At 62.5% G+C, this 15,866-nt stretch carries 14 protein-coding genes; 2 read left to right on the top strand and 12 right to left on the bottom strand.

Features of this window, described 5'->3' with window-relative positions:
- Positions 1-11 precede the first annotated feature (11 nt).
- Together AOA14_RS18860 and AOA14_RS19490 are read left to right on the top strand one after the other, a co-directional pair.
- Positions 12-1,808: a DEAD/DEAH box helicase gene (locus AOA14_RS18860; RefSeq protein ID WP_062902914.1), complete on the top strand. Its 1,797-nt coding sequence runs from the start codon at positions 12-14 to the stop codon at positions 1,806-1,808.
- A 57-nt stretch (positions 1,809-1,865) separates the two neighbouring features.
- Entirely contained in the window at positions 1,866-2,093 is a 228-nt protein-coding gene (locus AOA14_RS19490; RefSeq protein ID WP_082820012.1) for a hypothetical protein, read from the top strand.
- A 9-nt stretch (positions 2,094-2,102) separates the two neighbouring features.
- On the opposite strand, the gene AOA14_RS18855 is transcribed toward AOA14_RS19490, so the two are convergent.
- From AOA14_RS18855 to AOA14_RS18800, 12 genes are read right to left on the bottom strand one after another with little or no spacing between them, the layout of a single operon-like run.
- On the bottom strand, positions 2,103-4,805 hold the full coding sequence (locus AOA14_RS18855; RefSeq protein ID WP_062902913.1) for a conjugal transfer protein TraG N-terminal domain-containing protein: 2,703 nt from the start codon (positions 4,803-4,805) through the stop codon (positions 2,103-2,105).
- Between the two features lie 39 nt (positions 4,806-4,844).
- Positions 4,845-6,269, bottom strand: coding sequence for a conjugal transfer protein TraH (locus tag AOA14_RS18850; RefSeq protein WP_062902912.1), 1,425 nt, complete (start codon positions 6,267-6,269; stop codon positions 4,845-4,847).
- 1 nt (position 6,270) lies between these two features.
- Complete coding sequence (locus tag AOA14_RS18845; protein WP_062902911.1) at positions 6,271-7,107, bottom strand: conjugal transfer protein TraF; 837 nt, start codon at positions 7,105-7,107, stop codon at positions 6,271-6,273.
- Positions 7,088-8,809: a conjugal transfer protein TraN gene (locus tag AOA14_RS18840; RefSeq protein WP_062902910.1), complete on the bottom strand. Its 1,722-nt coding sequence runs from the start codon at positions 8,807-8,809 to the stop codon at positions 7,088-7,090. The genes AOA14_RS18845 and AOA14_RS18840 overlap by 20 nt, the downstream gene beginning before the upstream one ends.
- Positions 8,806-9,570 (bottom strand): type-F conjugative transfer system pilin assembly protein TrbC, encoded by a 765-nt coding sequence (gene trbC, locus AOA14_RS18835; protein WP_062902909.1) that lies wholly within the window; start codon positions 9,568-9,570, stop codon positions 8,806-8,808. The genes AOA14_RS18840 and trbC overlap by 4 nt, the downstream gene beginning before the upstream one ends.
- Positions 9,567-10,595, bottom strand: coding sequence for a conjugal transfer pilus assembly protein TraU (traU, locus tag AOA14_RS18830; protein WP_062902908.1), 1,029 nt, complete (start codon positions 10,593-10,595; stop codon positions 9,567-9,569). Before traU ends, trbC begins: the two co-directional genes overlap by 4 nt.
- The gene (traW, locus tag AOA14_RS18825) at positions 10,592-11,191 is read right to left on the bottom strand and encodes a type-F conjugative transfer system protein TraW (RefSeq protein WP_062902907.1); all 600 of its coding nucleotides are present in this window, start codon (positions 11,189-11,191) and stop codon (positions 10,592-10,594) included. Before traW ends, traU begins: the two co-directional genes overlap by 4 nt.
- 41 nt (positions 11,192-11,232) lie before the next feature.
- The gene (locus tag AOA14_RS18820) at positions 11,233-11,757 is read right to left on the bottom strand and encodes a S26 family signal peptidase (RefSeq protein WP_062902906.1); all 525 of its coding nucleotides are present in this window, start codon (positions 11,755-11,757) and stop codon (positions 11,233-11,235) included.
- On the bottom strand, positions 11,744-12,112 hold the full coding sequence (locus AOA14_RS18815; RefSeq protein ID WP_238929792.1) for a TrbI F-type domain-containing protein: 369 nt from the start codon (positions 12,110-12,112) through the stop codon (positions 11,744-11,746). Before AOA14_RS18815 ends, AOA14_RS18820 begins: the two co-directional genes overlap by 14 nt.
- Positions 12,113-12,147: 35 nt before the next feature.
- Positions 12,148-12,543: a hypothetical protein gene (locus tag AOA14_RS18810; RefSeq protein ID WP_062902904.1), complete on the bottom strand. Its 396-nt coding sequence runs from the start codon at positions 12,541-12,543 to the stop codon at positions 12,148-12,150.
- A 32-nt stretch (positions 12,544-12,575) separates the two neighbouring features.
- A complete protein-coding gene (gene traC, locus AOA14_RS18805; protein WP_062902903.1) occupies positions 12,576-15,122 on the bottom strand; it encodes a type IV secretion system protein TraC in 2,547 nt (848 codons plus the stop codon).
- Positions 15,122-15,865: a conjugal transfer protein TraV gene (locus tag AOA14_RS18800; protein ID WP_062902902.1), complete on the bottom strand. Its 744-nt coding sequence runs from the start codon at positions 15,863-15,865 to the stop codon at positions 15,122-15,124. The genes traC and AOA14_RS18800 overlap by 1 nt, the downstream gene beginning before the upstream one ends.
- Position 15,866 lies beyond the last annotated feature (1 nt).

The raw sequence follows: 15,866 nt of genomic DNA, 5'->3' as shown, positions 1-15,866 counted from the left end.
GACATTGAACGATGGCGATTACTCGTGCTGCAATCCAAGGGGCGTTGGAAGCAGAGCGAAGCTTCGTTCAAAAAGGGGGGCGGGTCGAAGTAAAGTCTGCGGACTGGGAAGACGGTTACCTTGTTTTGGTCGTGCGCTCGGTCAAGGGCCAGCGCCGGGTTGTCATCGATGAAGCCCTAGAAGGCGTCCGGGCCAAGTGGGGCGAAGAGCTTGAAGCAGGAGGCCTAATCAAGCTTGTCGATAGCGATAACGATAGGATCGTCATTCAGGTCGCTGCCGGCGGCATGCCGCCAGTTGGGAGCCAAGTATGGCTGTTCCCCGGCGATTTCTTGGGGCCTCTGATCGACATGTGGGCCGGAGAAATGGGTGCGCTTGCAGCCAAACGACTGCGCCAGACCAAGGAAGAGACAGAACCGCTCCAGCCAATTCTCCCGCTCGGTGATCTCTTTGCCGACCTTCGGGAACGGCAGGTAAAAGCGGTCCAAAGCTCTGCCTTTCGCTGTTCGATCATCATAGGGCCGCCAGGGACTGGCAAAACCTATACGATCGGCGCGTTGGGAGCCTACCTGCTCAAACGATTTCCAAAATCTCGCATACTCCTGTTGGGGCCGACGAATGTCGCCGTAGACACGGCGCTGGTTTCCATCGATGACTGGCTCCGGCGGACGGACAAGGCAGAGATTGCGAAGAAGGCGAAGCGCGTTGGCGCCTATTTTGATCCCAGGAAGTTTGTGGATCGGCCGCATTTGCTTGCTCCCGGCATTGCCGAAAAGGGCGCGGAATTCCTGCTGCTCGAGGCATCCGAACCATCCAAAAGCAAAGTCGGCGAGCATATCAGATGGAAGGACAAGCTAAGTGCTCTCAGAAAGGAACTGGGAGCAGACATCTCGGCAGTGGCGTCGGAATCTAGGCTCGTCGCGACAACTGTTTCCTCTTCGATAACCTGGCACGAGACACTGCGCGAAGCCGGTCCGTGGCATTTTGTGATCTGTGACGAGGCAAGCCAGGTGATTGGACCTGCCGCACTCATGGTCCCGGCGATGGGACAACAGACGATCTTCGCTGGAGATCCTTGCCAGCTCTCGCCGATCGTTCAATGTGCTGGACCGCGCGAAAAGGCGTTGCTTGGCAGGACGGCATTCGATTTGTTCGCCCATACACCAACGACAATGCTGAACGAGCAATCGCGCATGGCCGTCGGAATTTGTCAGGCCGTTAGCACGACATTTTACAACGGCGAGCTCAAGGTTTGTCGGAAGGCCTTGGCTGATCCCGAATGGAAGATCCAGCGCAGCCCCTTCTTTGTCGATGGACGCGAGATCCCGCGCGTGTGTTTTGATCAAGTCTCCGAGCCGGCGACATATTCTCAGAACTATGGTGGCTTTATTCGCTTCCAATCCGCGAAGCTCATTGAGACCATTGTCGATAATCTCGCGGGATCTTACGTCGATCCACATGACATCCTGGTTCTGACCCCCTTCAGGGCTCAACGAACACTGATCAGAAATTTTCTCAGGCGCAGGCACCCAGAGATTTCCGTCAGCACTGTTCACCGAGCTCAAGGAAGCGAGCGGACTCTTGTGATATTCGATCCCGTCGATGGAACGGCAAGTTTCCTGAAAGGCCGCGATGGCGAACGGCTTATCAATGTCGCGATTTCACGGGCAAAAGCACACGTCGTCGTGCCCTTCGTCAGGGATGATCTCGAGAACCCGGCGTTGGGCCTGCTCCATAAGATCGCGAGCAAATCTTTCCAAACGGCCGGGAAATATGCTCATCCCTTCACGTTTTCGTCGCTTGTAAACTGACATTTGATCCTGCTATGTTCTCGAATAATCCGCCTTCCGGAATTGGAATGCAAAGCCATGGGCACGAAAAAAACAGAACATTCTAACTTGGATGGAGGTGATCCTGCATCGCCTTGGTCTGGTTTTGCGGAAGTAAGCGAAGCGATCCGCGATAATCGGCTCATGGAATATCGGATCAAGAAGTCTTGGGCTGATCCTTGGGGGCGGAAGCTTACGATCGTAGTCCTGCTGATTATTGCCGCAGGTTTTGCATACTTGGCTGGAGCATCAGCCGGACTCTGGTGATCCCATCCATCACCACTCCTTTACCTCGTCGGCAGACTCCGCGCTCGCACCCTGTGCACCTTTGGTAACTGCATCCAGACGGCCTCTGGAACCGCGGATGCGTTCGCGACCGGCATCCTGCGCGCGCAGCACTTCATCGTGAATGACGCCCGGGTCCACCTGCGGCACGTTTCCAGAGACCCCTCCACCGTTTTGGGCACGACCTCGGACAGATCCCGGTCCTGTGACCGAAGGGCGCGAGATTGGCGGTCCTGGCGTCAGTACGAGCCTGTCCTCGATTCCGTCGCGCAGCTGTTCCGCGTAGCTTTCGATGAATTTGCCCTGCAGCGCCTGGCCCTCCGGGCTGAGCTGGAATGTCAGGTCGTCAAAGCGGACATTGCCGTAGAAGTCGCGATTGCGTTCAATTTCGACCAAGCCCCATTCGCGGAAGGCCTGTGACAGGTTTAGGCTGCCTGCGGCGCTGTTACCTTCGAAGAACGATGCCTGGCTTTCGAGGCGGTTCGCCAGTTCCTCAGCCCGCCGTGCTTCACGGCTGTAACTCTGGGCCTCGGTTAGCGAAGCGTTCATGCCGCTCGCGGTCGACGAAATCGAGGAACTCGACGAGCTGCTGACGCTACGCACAAATCCATCGCGTGTGCTCGACCAGTTCCGACTGTCCGACATCTGTGCAAGGCTACCGAAAATGCGTGAGCGATCCTCGGATGCGATGCCGATATCACTGTCGGTCCAGGTGCGGGTGCCGCCTCCTTTCAATCCGACACTGGCAGACGCCACACCGTTCGTGACACCAGCTTTAGCGCCTGCTTCGCCCCCAAGGAACCATGCGGTCGAAATGTCGTCAGCAGCCCTTCGTGAGAGGCCGAACTGACGCTGTAGGTTGGTGGATGCTTGGTCGACCTCGTTGAAGGCGGTCTGGATGCTGTCAGAGTTCGATGTGCCGGTCGCGCTCTCGAAAGCCGATCCGCGACTGAATTGGCTGCGCAGCTCGCGGAATTTCGTGACGGCGCTGGTGGTCGATTCCGTCGCAATGTTCGCATAGCTCTCGCTGTTCGAGCGGGCCTGCGATGCCATCGTCGAGAGGCGCGAGGTGAACTCCTGCCCGAGGCTGGGCGTGAAGGGATAGCTCGAATTGGGAAGCTGGTCGTAGCTGGCTTCAGGGAAACTCGTCGTCATCGAGCCCGTATCGCTGAATGTCCGGGTCTGCGCCGCGCCATAGGTGAAGCTTGGCGCGATTGTCCCTTGTGCGAACTGGCGCGTCAGAACGCTCGAATTCTCGAAGCTGGTATTGCCCAGCGAGACGTTGCCCGTGCTCGCCTCGCGCGCCGCTTCCTCGGCCGCGTTCTGGCTCGGATTGAGGTAGCTGGTCGCATGATGCGAAATCGCCATGGCGCCCTTGGCAACGCCGCCTGCCAGAAACGGCACCGACGCGATGAGATAGCCTGCGAGCAGCCCGATATCGCTGTTCACATCCGCCATGCCGGTGAAGCTTGCAAGACTGAGACCATTGCCACCGGCAACCGCGCTCATGTCCGCGGCGCCTTTGTACATCAGCATCATGTGCAGGATCACGAACAGCGGTCCCCATGCCGCCAGGTAGAAGAAACCTGTCACATAGCCTTTGAGTGCCAGCGGACCGGTCTTAGGCAACAGGAACAGCGGGAAGAGGACCGGAAACAGGGCATAGAAAAGCACGGTCAGCACGACATTGAGAAGCGGCACCCACTTCATCGCGTTGCTGGCAATTGAGCCATAGGTCCGCTCGGTCTGGATATCGGCGCGCGTCTGGGCGTAGACGTCGACGTTGCCTGCGCCGCTCGTTGCCGCCATCGAATGCATGGCCTGGCTCATCGCGTTTATCGTCAGCGTCTGCTTAAAGATCTCGGTCGCATTGGCGGAGACACCGGTGAGGTACTGGTAAGCCACCGGCAGGTCAGCAAAAAGCTTGGCCTTGGCGAGGGCGGCGGTCTGGTTGGGATAGAGCTGGCGTCCGAAGACCGTCCCCATGCCGTCGATCAGTCCGGCCCACTGCCCGTTCAGCGCATCATAGGCTTCGCGGCAGGTGATGATATTCGAAGTCACCTGACCGGTCCCGGTGTCGCGGGTCAGGAAGCGCTGGGCCCGCGCCTGACTGCCGGGCGCGATGGTCGTCCAGATGTCGCTGGTCTCGGCGAGCTCCTTCATCGAATATCGGCCAAGCAGCACGTCGTAGAACACGCATTGCCGGAAATGCTCGTCGAGATTGGCGGCAAATTCCGGGTCGGAAATACGCAAGGACCGCGTGGCATCGTAGAGCCGCGCGCCGTAGATCATGCCATTCTTCGAGTAGTTGAGATCGCCCGGCAGCCCGAACACCACCTCGGCAGAGCCAGTCAGATAGTCGCCGACCTGGCTCGTGAAGCTCGCCATCAGTGCAAGCCCCAGCGGCACATTGCTGACATTGGCAGGGGCGAGACTGGGGTTAAGCCGGTCGGTCACATGGACGTCGAGCCGCGGCACCATCAGGCACGAATAGATCAGTGTCGCACCAAGGAACCAGTTGATCCAGGCCCGCCAGTCCTGATTGAAGGCCAACGTAATTGCGGAGAGGCCGAGCCCCATGACCATGACGACCTGCAGAAGGCTCTTGTAGCCCCCATTGCCCGTCCAGGCGGCGACCGCCTGAAAGACATTGACCAGGTAGTCGCCGCCGCCAACCGTGAAAATCTCGACCATGATGCTGGGCTCCCGCCGCTTTCGGCGCGCTGAAGGGGATCAGTGGGTAAGGGCGCGCGACTGCACGCCGCGCGACCAGTCGAGCGAGGCGGCCATGCCGGGCGACATCGATGCGGCGAGCACGTTCTCGATGAACGCGGTTTTCTCGATGATCTGCATGATGGCGTTGACCTTCAGATGCGTGTTCGCCTGCCTGTCGGCGAGCGCCTGCCGGACGACATTCACCTGGCCCTGCCACATCGCGATCTTGGCTTCGTCCGCGCCGATGAAGCTCGACATCGAGCGGCCCGCCTCGCTGACGATCCGGTCGAGGACTGCGAACAGCAGGTCGACGCTGGCAATCTCCGCCAGCGTCTCGCGATCGTCGGTCGGCATACCGCGGCCATAGGCCGCCTGGACCGTCAGGATCTTGTAAAGCGGGATCGAAGCGACTTGGAGCAACTCCTTTTGAGCGTCGGTGATCGCGGTGTCGTCATGGATTGCCTGGATCATACCGGCAATCAGGGCCGCAACGCGCGGGCGCAGCGCCTTCGATGCGGGAAGGCTGAGCGACTTGAAGCCGGGATCGAGGCACTTGTCCGGCTCGTCGCAGTCGAAGATCAGGACGTTTCCGTTGCTCGTCCCATCGAGCAGTGAGGTGACCAGCGTTGAGGACGCTTCCCCGACGATCGGCACGAACTTGCCCGGCTCGTCATCCTTGGGCGGGACGTAGATAATCGTGCCCAGCAGCGTCATTGCATATTCGGCGAGTTCCTCATCAAATGTGCCATTCGGCGAGAAGAACGCGGACTTCTTGAGGATCGTCCAGGTGTAGTTTCTCGCCACGGCGGGATTTACGTCGTCATATTTGCCCGAGCCCTGCGCTGTCGTACTCGACCGCTGGCCTTTGGTGCCGCACCCGTGCTTGGCGGCTGCATAGTCGGTGAAGATGCCCTCCGAATTGCCGATCGCCTCGCAGATCGCCTTGTCGGCCAGATCGCCCTTGGGCCAGATGCCGCCCACCAGCCCCTGCGCCATTTCGCAGGAGTTGATGTTGAGGTTGTTCATGAGCTGAGCCTTCTGGCTGAACTCCTGCATGATCTTCGAGCATTCCGGGCAGACCGTGTCGATCGCCAGGCTGAAAGCGAAGCCCACCGCATTGTTGGCGACAGCCTTCAGCATCGCGACGATCTCACTCGCGTTGATGAAGCTGAAGGATCCGGCAAAGATGTCGATGCCGCCGCAGCCCGCCCGGGCGCGCGGCAGTTGCAGATTGGCGATGTTGGTCGTCTTCTGCGGGAAGCGCGTCCAGACGTTGCCGAGGCTGTAATAGCCTGCCGACTGACCCTCGAACGCGGTCGGCCCATTGACGTTGGCGGCGCCGCCAACATCGTTGAGGAACGAGTCCATCGAACTGCCGACATCGGCCGATGCGCTGGTAAGGGGGATGGTAGCCGCGAGGATCGCGGCGACGGCACGTTTCATCCTAGTAGTCACGTCCGGCTTCCTTCGATGTGAGGAGGTAAATGCGGTCCTGAAGCTCGTCGGCACTCATCACGCCGTAGCCGATCGGGATGGGCTGGCCCTTGGCGGCATCCCAGAGCACCACCGCCGGCGTGACCTTGGGCTCGAGCCCCATACGGCTGCGCTGGTTGGTCTCGACCGTGTAGTTCGGGAAATGGCGTGAGGGACCGCCGTCGGTCGAAATCGCGCGCACCGTGATGTGCCAGGTCGAAGCGACGCTCTGGACGATCGGCGACATGACTTCGCAGGCGCCGCAGCTCTGGGCGAAGAAGTAGAACAGCCCGTAGCGTTCAGAGAGCTGCGCCATCACCGCATTGCGCTCGGCATTGCGCGAGTCCTGCCACTGGCGCTTGCCGAGCGTCGAGACCGGCCGCTGGAGCGTATAGTCGAGGTCAGGATCCTGCCAGATTGCCCGCTGCCATACATCGCTGAACAGCGATGCCCGGTCGAGCTGGGCGCGCTGGAAGCGGATATAGGCTGTCACATTGGCCGGCGTTGGCTCTAGGATCGCCTTGGCTTTCAGTTCGCGCAGATTTGCCGTGATGGCATCGAGCTGGCTCGTCGCACTCGGAGCAGGCTCGGATGTCTCCTCCTGCACTTCGGGCGGCTTGGGCTTGGCGCAATAGAACCAGTACCCAAGGCGTCGCTCCTCGCAGTAGAAGCTGTCCTGGCTGTCGCTGGTCGTGACCAGCGGCGGTTCCTGCCCGTGTGCCGGAGCACTGAGCGCGGGCGCAACGGCGGTGAGCGAGAGGCAGGCGGCAAGCAGCCGCCGGGCGGCCTTATTGGCTGGCGCGGGCATAATAGTCCTCGATTTTTTGCTGGATTTCGGTGGCGGCCTGGAGCTCGTCGGGCAGGCGCGCGGCATCGGTGAATTCGGCGTAGACCTCGCTGAAATCCATCTTCGAAAGATCGAGCCGCGAGAACTCGTCGATGGTAAAGCCAAGGCACTGCTCGGTCTTGGGCTTGCCCCAGGGCTTGTTCAGTTGCTGGCGGCCCTGTTCCTGCAGGATCCGCGAAAGCTTGGATTCAAAGCAGCAATAGACCTTCTTCTTGGTGAGGCAGACGCCCAGGAAGCTGTCCGAGCAATAGGTCCCGACATAGGCGCATAGGCCCTGCACATCACGCTGGTGAAGCAGCATTTCCTCGCGGCTGCAGCCGAGAGCGACAAGCAGCTGGATACCCGGAATGAGCGGGAAACCCTTGCCCTTGCAGCAATTGAGCACGCCGAAGACCTTGGACGAACAGGTGTTGCGCGTACCCTTGAACAGGGTGAGCGTGTCGGGATCGAACTCGCGCCGTGCCTGGTCCATCGCGTTGAGCGCGACAACCGCATCCTTGAACTCGTCATTGGCCTCGCGCTCGATCGTCTCGCACGAGCCATCGATGCAATAGACGTCGCCGTCGCAGATGAACTGGCTGGTATCAGCAGGCTGGTCCGGGACAGGGCAGTCGTAGACCCGCTCCCAGGTTCGGCAGGGCTCACCCGAAAGGCAGTCTTCGCGCACCAGCGAGCAGCCGGGCGTGCTTTCCAGCGTCTGGCAGTCCTGAGCTTGCGTAAATTGGGCGCAGGTATAGCTGCGCGACCATGCCCAGCAGGGCTGGGTGACCGCGATGCCATCGACGATCCTGGTGACAGGATCGCTGTCGGTGCAGGTCTCGGTGTCCTGCTGACATGAATTGTCTGCGGCAAGACCCGCGCACTGGCTTTCATCGCGGCTCGTCGTGACGACGTTCTCGCCGGTTACGGTGTAGGGCGTCGCGCCATCGACCGGTGCAGTGCAGCTTACGAGATCGACGCGCAGGTCCCCCGAGTTGCAGCCCCAGTAGATGCCGAGATAGGGATCGCACAGATTGATGGGATAGGACTGCGTGACCGTGCACTGCGGCGCCGGGTAGCGATTGCAATTGTAGATCGATGCCGGATCGACGCCGCTCCCGCCGACGCAGTAGTAGCCATATACCTGCCGCTGCTCGATCGTGGCATTCAGCGTCACCGGGCAGGTTCTGGTCTCCTGGGTCGCGGTATAGCCGACGTTGCAGGTCGCCATGTAGCGCGCTGCAGTGCCAGTTCCCGGAGGCAGGGGGACGCAGCGGCCCTGGCTCCCGCTAATGCTCATGCCGCTCGTGTAGGAGAGCGGATCGTCGTTGATGACATTGCTGCGCGCGACGACAGCGTCGAGGTCCCGGGGCGCGAACTGCGCACGGCGATCCATGGAATCGCGCATGGTCCGGTATCCGGTGTTTGCCGTTGCTTGGCTTGCGGCCTCACGCGCCATCCGGTCGGGATCATCGAAATAGCCCGACTGGTTCGGTACACCCCCGAAATTGGGAATGCGGTTTGCATCCGGGTTGGTCGTCGCCGCGCTCTGCGCTGCGGCTGCCTGGTCCCGCCCGAACGCCTTGCCGTCCGCCTTGGCGGCATCGGTCGTGGTTTGGGCCGAGATGCTTGTCGGCAGACAGGCGCAGGCGAGATAGAGAAGGGGCAGGAGAAGCCGTTTCATGGGACACTCCGTTGCAGGCGGGCGAGATGCTGGGATGCGAGAAGGGCGCCGGGACCGCCGCCCTGCGCGAAGGTTTCGAGCGCATAGGACACGCTCACATTACCGCTCATCCGGTCGTGGGGCGGAACCTGGGTCCGGCAATCGAAGCCATCGCAGAGATCGAAGTCGCTGCTGGTCACCACATAAGTGGGGACCGTCTCGATTCCGAAGGCGCGAAACAGGCGCGGATCGATGCCGACCGCGTCGAGCTTGCCGCCGTCCGCTGCGACTTTCGCGAGCGCCGCAGTCAGGGTCTTGGCGCTGCCTCCTGGCAGCCCGCGAAGCACGACCACACCGCCTGCGCGGGCGACGTCGTCCGCCATGGCGCGCAAGGCTGCCGGCGGCATCGAGAGCGAAGCGAAGGCGATGAAGCGGGGTGCTTCACCCAAGCCCTCGCTGGCCATGGTGCCCGCGTCGGCCACCATCTTGTCGAAGTCGAAGACGTCCTCACTTTCTGGCCGCGCGGTTCTTGCCGCCTGCTCGGTGTAGCGCTTGCCGTGCGCCTGGGCTTCGGCGGCGCTGGCATTGGCTTGGCTAAGGACCGCTTCGGCGCGCGCGCGGGCACTGGCGGCAAGCGCATCGGCTTCGCTCGCCTCGACCTTGGCGCGGGCGCGTATCGCTTCGAGATCGAGCTCGGGCTCGCTCGTCTGCGCTGCGGCTCCCGCCATGGCGGCGGCGCCAGTGATCGACGCGATTACAAGGAGATGAGGGAGTATTTTCATAACGCGCAGCAGTTCCGTTTGCGCCAGACCAGATAGCCCATGTCCTCGCCGATGGCGGGATAGACCTGGCCTGCCGACATGAAGGTTGTGGATGCGCCAATGGGCGCGCAGGCGTAGCGGCCCTTGGTCTGCGGATTGGGATTGGTGGCCTGGAAGCGGTATTGCTGCTTCCTCATCACCGGCATCAGATACTTGCCGCAGAGCCCCTTGCTGCCCATCGTGCCCCAGGCGACGAGTTCGCGGTGGAGCTTATAGGAGAAGCGGGCGAGGGCGAGCCGCGATGCCTGGACGTGCCCAATCGTCGCCGAGACATTGCCATTCAAGGGATACATGCTGCCCTGGCATCCCGCACACCAGAAGAGCTCGTCGGTCGGGAGCTTGGCCGTCGCAGCAACGCAGTCAGCCGCACAGGCCGCAAGCGCGAGCGGATTAGCGAAGAGAACCGCTTCGGGATTGATGATCGCGGTGAGCTCGCTGTCCTGCCAGAGCGGATCGATCTCGGTGATGTAGAGAATGTCGACCGAGCCCTGTTCGAGGCACAGGAAATCGGCAACGATCTCCATCCAGTAGATCAGCGGATAGGCATACCAGTGGACATGCCACTGCGAATTGTACTGCGTCGCGCCGCCCACGGCCGAAGGACCCGCCATCGACTTGAACCCGATGTCGAAACCGGGATCGAGTTTCATCCCGCCGAGATTGACGAAACACCAGGGCTTCATGCTGACGTCGGCAAGCCGCACCGGTTCCCAGAAGCCCATGGCGATGCCCGGCCGCAAACCGCACAGGCAAACGGGGAGCGCCGGGTTGCTCGTGTCGGGACGGCTCGACGGCCAGATCTTCAGGCCGCCGACCGAGATCGGAAACAGGCACGACCAGCAGATGTCCGTGATCGGATTGACGAACTTGCCTGTGCAGCGGCCCGGACCGGCAGATGCCTGCGCTGGCGAAGCGGCAGCAAGGCTCAGACTACAGGCAAGGAGCGCGCAGCATATCCATGTGAGAAGACGATTTTTTCTGCTCATGATGATGCGCGCTCCTTGGGTCGAACCGGCTGCTCGGTAATGATAAGGACGCGGCCCTGCTGCTCGACGGTTGCGGGCACGGCGCGGATGCCGAAATGCTTCACGAGGCTGCCGCCCTGGTCGAAATAGAAACGGCGCTGGCGGGCCTTCATCAGTTCAAGCGGCGCGCCGCGTACGAGGATGAGTTTGGCCTTGGTGCTGGCATAGCGCCGGGTTGCCCAGGCAAGCTGCTCGGGGTCATCCCCGTCGAGGAAGACCAGCGGCACACGCAGCGGTACGGTGTCGAGCGGATTAACCCGAGTTCCGGCGGCGACGATCACCCGGCCCTTGTCGTCGGCAATGTCGCGCTCCACGCTGATCGTCGGATCAAACCGCCAGCTACGCGCCGCCGCCGCGGCATTGATCCCCGCGACTGGCTCAGGGCGGTTGACGCGCGCGATCGTGCGCCGCTTCAGCTCCTCGTTGAGCTTGGCCGTCTCGCCGGTCTTCTCGAGATGGGTGAGACGCGCATGGATTTGCTCGAGCAGGTCAGGCTCGATCACGGACCAGACCGTGCCTTGCTGGCCGTAGTCGCGGGCACTTGCCGGCGCGGCCATCAGAAGAGCAGCTGCGAGGAAAGGGGCGGCGCGAAGCGGTGTCACAGGATCGGCCTCCCGACCCCGAGAATGCGCCTGGCGCAGATCCACCCGATCGCCGCATAGCGGCTGTCGAAGCCGTCCTTGTGTGCGGTGGTGACAAAATAGCAGCCTTGAGGCACCACGCCAGTCGGACCGAGCGCCAGCGGCTCGCCGAAACGGCTTGCTTGCTTGGCTACCGCAACCTTGCGGCCATTGACGAAGAAGCTGCGATCCTTTTCGGTCACGATATCGCCTGGCATGCCGCTCACCTTCTTGCCGAACGGCTTGGGCTTCTTGCCGAAGTGCCTTTCGAGCAGCGGCGAGGCGGGCGGATCGAACAGAATGACCTCGCCGCGCTGTGGCAGCGCGCCGCGATCGAGCCAGATCGCCCAGTATGGCAGGCTCGGACTGGCGTTGATCATCAGCGCATGGTCCTTCGAGAAGGCGGCGAGCGAGGTGAGCCCGAGCGCGGCAGCGCCAAGCCCTGCCCACAGCGCGAGGCGCCGCCCGGTGGGCGAGTGGAGGACAAGATCAGCGGCGCGCATCGGGAATGGCTCCCACGCGGCGCGCGACATCGGCGCGCACCGCTTCGGTGAGATCAGGCGTGCTGCCGGCCACCACCGCTTCAGCGACAAGGACCGTGCGGCCCTCGCGGCCCAGATGTCCGACCGAGGCTTCGACCGCCTGGAGATAGGCCTGGACGCGCATCTTGGTTTCTTCGGGCGGTCGGCCTGCGCGCGCTTCGGCTTCGATGAAGTCGCCCATGATGCGGCTCAGCTGCACGGTCACCACTTCGCGCTTGTCGAGCGCGAGCAGCTTGTCGGTGGCCCAGACGCCCCAGAGCGCCGAGCCGACCATGCTCAAACCGAGCGCGACGGCGGTCCAGTTCACCGCACCCATGCGGCCGCGCAGGGAATGTGTTGCCAATATGTTCTTCACAGCTTTTCTCCCGAAAGCTCGCGCTCGAGATCGTTGATGAAGCGCGGCAGGCGCCAGACCACGACGAGCGTTGCGACACCGATGAGGACGAACTTGAACTCGTCGAGGAAGCCGACCTGGCGGCCCTGCTCGGCGCCCAGGAAACGGTCCGCAATATTGGCGAGATGGGCGAAGAAGACCCCGGCATCGCCGCCGGAAATCAGAAGGAAGAAGAGCAGCGGGAGCCCGAGCGCCATGAGGTAGCTCGAGGCGAGGAAGGTGCTGCCGCGAAGCACGATGTAGCAAAGGTCGGCGGCATGAGACCGCCAGCCCTTGATCGGCAGATCGAGGCTGTCGCTGTCGGCACGGGCATCCTGGGCCCGGTCGACCGGCGTGACGAGATGGAGTGGCATCGGTTTTGGGTGTCCTTGGATGGAGGGAGAAGTCAGGTTCGATTGGCAAAGGCGATCCGTTCGATCGCGTCGGCAAGCTGGTGGCCGCGCGCGATTTCGGCATCGATCGCGGCAAAGGTCTGGGGCGAGCTTGAGAACAGTGTCGCCGAATAGTCGTCGAGCACGAGCCGGCCGATGGCTTCGGTCTCCGGGCCCTTGATGAAGACTTCCGAATAGTCGCTGCCCGAACGCTTCAGGCTGCGGATCAGGGTCTCGGTGCGGTCGTCCATGTCGAGGCGCTTCGACGCCTTGAAATCGGCGATCGTCTCGGGCTTCTGCTGGAGGATCAGCATCCAGTCGCTGTTTTCGAGCGCAGCGGTCGCCCCATCGGACTTGTAATAGTCGTTGAGTGACTGCGTCGCGGTTGCCAGCGCCCCGCCATATTTGCGGCAGGTGCGGGCATAGGTTTCGACGAACTCGCCCATCGAGCCGCCCTTGAGCATCGACCACGCCTCATCGATCAAGAGCAGCTTCCTCACCGAACGCGGGCTGCGGGTCATGGCTTGGCTGGTCATGAACATGATCGCCGAGAGAACGACGCTGCGCAGTTCCTCGCGTGTGGCAAGGTCCGACATTTCGAAGACGGTGAAATCGGTGTCGAGATCGAGGCTCGCCTGGCCTTCGAAGAAGGCGCCATAGGTGCCGCCGGCCATGTATGGCGCAATCGCGGTGGCAAGATCGCTCGCGGCTTCATTGCCGAGACCGGCCAGTGCTTCGCCGACGCCGGTGATCGAGGCATCGACGCCCCGTTCGCTCCAGACCATGTTGACCGCCCGGTCGATCAGGCCGCGCTCGGTGTCGTTAAGCTTTGCGCTGTGCCGCGCCATCTGGCCGACAATGGCCTTCACCATGCCGAAGCAGTCGAGCCGGTAATCCTCGTCTTCGGCCGCGCGTTCGCCATCGATCATCGAGAAAGGATTGAGGCAGAAGCCCGCCTTCATCGTGAACTCAACGAACCGGCCGCCTTGCAGCTTCACCGAATGCTCGAAGCTGCGCCCGTCGTCGATGACCACGACCTGCGCGCCAGCCCCTCGAAGCGCCGCGCACATTTCCTGCAGCAGCACAGACTTGCCCGATCCCGACTTGCCGCAGATCGCGACATTGTGGTTGCCAGCATCGTTCTCGAACGGCGACCAGAAGAAGGGCTGGCCGCGCCGGCCCACGAACAGCAGGTGCGGATGGACGCTGCCGAGATACTCGCCCTGCATGGGAGCGATATTGGCCGCTGTCGTCGACAGTACGGTCTTGAAGCGCTTGAGGCGCTCCATGTCCGCGCCAAGCCCATCGGCCAGCGTCATCGGCATGGCCGCTAGCAGCCCCTGGATCTGCAGATAGCGCTCATCGGCAAGATCCCAGCCCGCCGCTTTGTAGATCGACTTGATCGCGCGTTCGTCGCGGTCCCCGCGGCCGAGCGGGGAGTAGGTCGTCAGACCATAGAATACCCGCACCAAACGTCGGCCCTCCTGCAGCTCGGATTGCACGTGCTGCCACTCGGCTGCCTGCTCGCCGATGCGGGGCAGAAAACGCGCGCTGCGCGTGCCGGCAAGGCTCGTCGTGCGCATGAACTTGAAGCCGGCCTTAGCCGAAGCCGCTTCCTGATCGGGATAGACGAGGCACAGCATCGTCGCCGCCGGGCAAGGGAAGCGCAGCTTGTCGGTGAACATGTCGCCGATGAGTCGCGCGCATTCCCACGGCGCCCAGCGCTGGGGCATGTTGCGCGAGGAAAAATGCCGCACGTCGAACGCATCGGGGTAGACTGTGCCGATCTCGGGAACGCCGTCTTCGATCTTGCCCGTCGCACGAAACCGCTCGGTGACGAGCCGCATCCGGTCTTCGTGGATGACGAGCTCGATATCGTGCCGGATCGCCTGGGCCGCGATCGCGTCGTTCGGATTATAGGGCACGGCATCGTCTTGCGGCGCGGTGGTCGGCGAAGTCAGGTCGTCGATGATGGCGATCAGTTGCTGTGGCTCGACTTCGGCAACGCCCAGATTGAGCGACTTCAGCATGGCGATGAGGCCGTCGCGGGTCTGCTTGAGATCTTCGTTGCTGACCGCCTTGGCCGCAGGCACGCCGACCGAAACGATGACCTGATGGTGCCGGGCGTGAAAGGGCGCGTCCTGCGAACCCGATTCCCAGACGAGGCCGTAGAGCCGATGTGCGCGGTGACGGGCAATCGCCTCGTAGACGCCGCCCTGAACATAGCGCGGCGCAAACCAGGGTGCGACGATCCGGCTGATGCGCGGGGAGGCGAGATGCAGGACCTGGAGACAGGCGCCTGCCGGAAGCCCTTCGGAGAAGAATGACCCGAGGATCTCGCCAGTGCGTTCGTCCGCCCCGATCAGAGGAGTGACCGAGAGCACGAAGCCTTTGGAGCGCGCGTTGAAATAGAGCCGGTTCGTCGGATCATAGACCCGGTAGGGGAGCCAGTCCGACAGTAGATCGAGCATCAGGGCAGGCCGGTCATGTTCAGCGTGCTCGGCATCGCCCAGAAGACCGGTGAGGAGCCTGTCAACGATCGTCTTGAGTTTCTCGGCCATCACTTGGGCTCCTTTTGTGCCTTGGCGGCGTTCTTGGCGGCCTCGATTGCCTCGATGGTCGGGAAGATCAGCGGGGCCTTGTCGGCAGATGGCCGAGGGGTTCGATCATGCGGGGGCTGCGCCATGTCGAACCCCTCGACCGCCGGTGCGCTCGCACCGGCAACCGCCTCGCGCGCCGTGGAGGGGAGGACCAGCGGCGAGGCAGAGGGGATGTCCTCAAGCGAGGACAAAGGCTGAAAGGGCTGTCCGAGATCGAACGTCTCGGTTTCAGGCTGTTCGGCCGGGGGAAGGGCCATGGTTTCGTTCAGGAGATCGCTCTTGGCCTGCGCGGCCTTCAGCTGGCGCCTGAGCTGCCGCATCAGCGGCGGGGCGGTATCCTCACCTGCCTTGCGGCGCAGTTCTGCGGCCCAGCGCGGATTTTCGACCACCGCCCAGGCGACCGCATCGTCGTGCAGCGTCCCGGTTTCATCGATGTGCGCCGGAAAGACGATCCTGAGCGTACGCTCGGAGGTGCGGGCCTGATCGCCGGATGCGACGGAAACAGGGGGACGCAGACCGTCATGGACCGGTCCGCTCGCGGACAAATCCTTGGTGGCGCGGGCATCGATCACCTGGCTGGGTGCGCAGTCGCCCTTGGGGGCACGGCAGGTGAAATCGCCTTCGATATTGGTGCCGAAGGTGGCGCAGCCGCTGGTCAGCACGGCAAGGCAGGCAGAGGCGAGAATACGGTGGGAAAATCCCATG

It is taken from the genome of Sphingopyxis terrae subsp. terrae NBRC 15098, from assembly GCF_001610975.1.
In the GTDB taxonomy this organism is placed as follows: Bacteria; Pseudomonadota; Alphaproteobacteria; order Sphingomonadales; family Sphingomonadaceae; genus Sphingopyxis; species Sphingopyxis terrae_A.
This window is presented reverse-complemented; position numbering and strand designations above follow the sequence as displayed.